The 3,736-nt window shown below is 39.4% G+C and carries 6 protein-coding genes; 2 read left to right on the top strand and 4 right to left on the bottom strand.

The features are described 5' to 3' along the window. The first annotated feature begins 191 nt into the window (after positions 1-191). Both PSF16_RS16590 and PSF16_RS16585 read left to right on the top strand, forming a co-directional pair. Complete coding sequence (locus PSF16_RS16590; protein ID WP_109374412.1) at positions 192-410, top strand: helix-turn-helix domain-containing protein; 219 nt, start codon at positions 192-194, stop codon at positions 408-410. Further along, a complete protein-coding gene (locus PSF16_RS16585) occupies positions 404-1,003 on the top strand; it encodes a ScaI family restriction endonuclease (protein ID WP_109374411.1) in 600 nt (199 codons plus the stop codon). The genes PSF16_RS16590 and PSF16_RS16585 overlap by 7 nt, the downstream gene beginning before the upstream one ends. Here PSF16_RS16585 and PSF16_RS16580 read toward each other — a convergent pair. From PSF16_RS16580 to PSF16_RS16565, 4 genes are all read right to left on the bottom strand, one after another. Further along, positions 980-1,825 (bottom strand): DNA-methyltransferase, encoded by an 846-nt coding sequence (locus tag PSF16_RS16580; protein WP_272689721.1) that lies wholly within the window; start codon positions 1,823-1,825, stop codon positions 980-982. The genes PSF16_RS16585 and PSF16_RS16580 overlap by 24 nt on opposite strands. Before the next feature lie 2 nt (positions 1,826-1,827). Further along, the gene (locus PSF16_RS16575) at positions 1,828-2,754 is read right to left on the bottom strand and encodes a replication initiation protein (RefSeq protein WP_272689720.1); all 927 of its coding nucleotides are present in this window, start codon (positions 2,752-2,754) and stop codon (positions 1,828-1,830) included. A gap of 312 nt (positions 2,755-3,066) precedes the next feature. Next, positions 3,067-3,321 (bottom strand): MbeD family mobilization/exclusion protein, encoded by a 255-nt coding sequence (locus tag PSF16_RS16570; RefSeq protein WP_272689719.1) that lies wholly within the window; start codon positions 3,319-3,321, stop codon positions 3,067-3,069. A gap of 60 nt (positions 3,322-3,381) precedes the next feature. Next, positions 3,382-3,736, bottom strand: a 355-nt coding sequence (locus PSF16_RS16565) for a hypothetical protein (protein WP_272689718.1), incomplete at its 5' end; no start/stop codon positions are given.

Genomic DNA, 3,736 nt, shown 5'->3' with positions numbered 1-3,736 from the left:
GCCACTCGACAGAGGGGACTTTGTGTGTACTGGCTTAAATACATTTAGATTGTAGCTGACCTTTAGGATTTAGGCAAAAGAAAGCCCCCATAAGGAGGGCTGTTATCTGATATAGGCTTGTTTTTGTCTCAACGGATTAATGAAACTTATAGTCTGTAGACTAAAAGTCTACAGACTATAAGTTTGAGGGTATGGATAAAAACTTAGTTTCGTTGGGTGAAAACATTAGAAATGCCAGACACCTTTTGAGGATATCTCAAGAGGAGCTAGCCTTTCGTTCAATGTTACATAGAACTTATATTAGCTCTGTTGAAAGAGGAGAGAGAAACATCAGTTTTCTTAACCTTCTAAAAATATCTAAAGCTCTTGAAATATCACCCTCGAATTTAATAGAGGGAATAAAATGTTAAATAATCCTTACCCGTACAAAGATAAACCCTTACATGAATGGAAAGAAATTACAGAGTCATTGATAAAAAACCATCCTCTAACTGAGGAAGAAATAGTAGACATTTGCTTATCTGCTTGGGATGACATGTTTAATACAGAAATAGGTAAGGCTAGATTAAAAATAGGAACTGATATATTCCCAGCACCTCAAATTATAGGTTTTTTATTACATGAATTAATTCCAGCAGAAATAGAGAAAAAACATCCTTCGATGTGGAGAAGAGATGTTACCTCTAAAGAAAAAGATTTAGTCTGCTTAGGTAATGATTATTATTCGACCGAGGTAAAAACCTCATCAAATAAGAATCAAATATTTGGCAATCGGAGCTACGCTCAAGAAACAAGTAACGACAAAAAAAGTAAAAATGGATTTTATATAACAATCAATTTTACCACCCCTAAAAAAGATGTGGAAAAACCGACTATAAATATAATTAGATTTGGTTGGTTAGATCATACTGATTGGATTGCTCAAAAAGCAGCGTCAGGTCAACAGGCTAGATTATCACCTGACGCTTATAATTATAAATTAAAAACTCTCTTCCAAAAGTAAATTTTGAGATTCGTTTAAATAATAATCATCAATTCTATTAGCGATTATATTTATATAGTCGCTATTTTTTTCAAAACCTATAACCTTGCGACCGTTCTTTAATGCTGATATAGCAGTTGTACCTGACCCCATAAAAGGGTCAATTATAGTATCCCCAGGGTTGCTTCCTGCTTTTATGATTCGGTCTATCATTTCCAATGGGAACTGAGCTGGGTGATCCATCCTTTCTTTTGATGATCTATTTTTACCCGAAGTAACCTTTGATATTTGCCATACATCAGATGGATTTTTACCTAGCGGGTTACATTTCAATTTTCCATTTTTCTTCTGATTAGGATATTTTACATTTGGATCTCTAATTTCATCCAAATTGAATTTATAATTCTCTGGGTTTTTTACATACCATAGAATCTTTTCATTTCTTGGAGATAGTCTTTTTTTACAAGCCACTCCAGCTGAATAATTCCAAACAACCTCTTGTATAAGATAAAATTCCGTTTTATCCCATAACAAATACGGAATTGGAACTGCTAGTCCTTTGTTCTCAACTTCTAAATAACCAACATTTAGCCAAAGAGAGCCATCTTTTTTTGACAAACGATGTAATTCAGACATCCATTCAGAACACCATAAAATATATTCATCAACGGATAGTATATCCTCGTATTCCTTACCTATATTATAGGGCGGTGAAGTCACTGATAAATCAATAATTTCACTAGGAATTTTCCTCATTCCCTCTAAGCAATCCATACCATAAATTATGACATTTTCATTTTCGTAAGCTGGATTTCCTAAAATATTTTTTACCTGACAAAACATAATTAACCCTTGTGATAACGCCTATAGTATGTACTTCGGCTAATACCCAACTCTATCCATTTCTCTTGTGAATTAATCGAATTGAGAGAAATACTACCTTTTGGCCTTCCTCCGCCTCTACTTATCTTACCACCTATTTTGCCTCTATTTTTTTGAATTTCAGAAGTATGAGTCCTAATTACATATTCATTAAATGATGCTTTACTAAACTTAGAATAAGTCCACTTAGCAATACTTTTAGCTACACTTAACACTTCATTTTCATCAAGTGGTGTTAAGAATCGAATATTATATGCTTTAGTCCGTTCAATACAGGCTTGTAACCACTGCTCATAAGCTGGCCACCCCTGACGTATCGCCCGATATGCCCATTTACGAGTCTGTTCAAATAACTGACAATTACGCCCTAAACCATAATCAGTGATGATTTCTTTGTCATTGGCAGAGGTTAAATCCAGTGAATCTGCGAGCCAGTCCAACGTATACAGCTCAGTTTGCCACGCATTGACCTGCCAGTGTTCATGATTGGGATTCTGACAAATCAGTCCTGAATACCCGATATCCGCATCCAGCTTTTTGCGCAGTGCATTTTCAACGGCTGCCGCGTATTTGAGAGGTTTAATACGTCCGTCAGGCGCAGTGCGAATAGCAGTCTCCAACCCATAAAGCAGATGAGCATGCCCGTTTTTCGGGTTCATGATGGTAAACGTAGGTGCAGGAGCATTCCGGTCACTCCAATCTAAGGCTGCCCCCTGACGGTCAACATCAAATCCCAGCCAAAATTGGGCGTGAGGTTGGTTAAACTGGATATATTTGGCGAGAATAGCGCGATCTTTGGCGGCAATACGCACACCAAATTGCAAATCATCCGAATAATACGGTTTATGGGGGAGACGTTCGTTAAATAACGCTAATGCGTGGTTAGTCAAGACTCCCAGCCTTATGGCGGGGCTGTTGTTTTACACCGTTCATGTGCTAATATCTCTCTAAGGTTTCGATACCTAGCCCTGATTGTTCATGTACATCCGCCAAGATAGAGCATGAATGTCGGGGCTTTGTTTTTTCTATTGCGGTTAAATTACACCGAACAGGGCTAACTTGTCATCTTTGTCCGCTAATTTCGTGTTTTCACACCCGTTTTTAAAATCCCATCCCAAAACCATCATCACGGCTACGCGTTTTTTGTTGTTGTCGCTGTTGTTCCCGTTCGGTTCGTCGTTGTTCTGCCAGTTTATGTTCGGCTACCGCAATAACAGGGGCAGCTTGTCGCTCAAACTGATGACTTGCCTGTTCAAGTCCTCGACTTGTTGTTGTAAGCGTGTCACTTGCTCTCTCAGCTGGGCGTTTTCGTGCTGATTTTGCGTGTAATGATTCAAGGTAGTGTCGAACATGCTCTGTAAGCTGGCGTAACTGCTCTGCCATTCGCTCTGCTGTTGTGCGTAACTGTGCTGTAAGCTCTCCAGTGCGTTCAGGAGCTGTTTCTCCATTTCCGTCATGAGAGGAATTCCTGCGTTGAGAAAACGTCGCTGTATCGTTGTCAGGGACGTTTAAAGGGGTTATTTGGTCTGATATTTGATGACGGTATGACCGTTCTGGCTCTGATACGGTGTGCCCACGTTGTACGCGGATTTCGGCAAAATCAGGTAATACTGGTTTTTCTTTTTGTCGTCCGTCATTACCGAAAGCCCTTTCCCTGTGTATTCGTTCATCTCCAGCACGCTCTGATCTAACTGCTGAATTTCCTGATAACGGTCGGCTATCATCTTGCCCTGATACACCAGAATACCGGACAGTATCGCAATCAGACAAAGACCGGATAATCCGATCCACAGACTGAGTTTGCCCATCATCGTGACCAACAACCAACGCTGGCGTTGATTCTGCTCTTGAATAGCGTTGTTGATGTTCTGC

Source organism: Providencia sp. PROV033 (assembly GCF_028484855.1).
GTDB classification, from domain to species: domain Bacteria; phylum Pseudomonadota; class Gammaproteobacteria; order Enterobacterales; family Enterobacteriaceae; genus Providencia; species Providencia alcalifaciens.
The sequence above is the reverse complement of the archived record's forward strand: the minus strand, read 5'-3'. Positions and strand labels throughout refer to the sequence as shown.

What these genes read in the sequence shown, in the direction of transcription:
- PSF16_RS16590 (WP_109374412.1), top strand. Translation starts at nt 192, where the DNA reads ATGGATAAAAACTTAGTTTCGTTGGGTGAAAACATTAGAAATGCCAGA.
- PSF16_RS16585 (WP_109374411.1), top strand. Translation starts at nt 404, where the DNA reads ATGTTAAATAATCCTTACCCGTACAAAGATAAACCCTTACATGAATGG.
- PSF16_RS16580 (WP_272689721.1), bottom strand. Translation starts at nt 1,825, where the DNA reads ATGTTTTGTCAGGTAAAAAATATTTTAGGAAATCCAGCTTACGAAAAT.
- PSF16_RS16570 (WP_272689719.1), bottom strand. Translation starts at nt 3,321, where the DNA reads ATGACGGAAATGGAGAAACAGCTCCTGAACGCACTGGAGAGCTTACAG.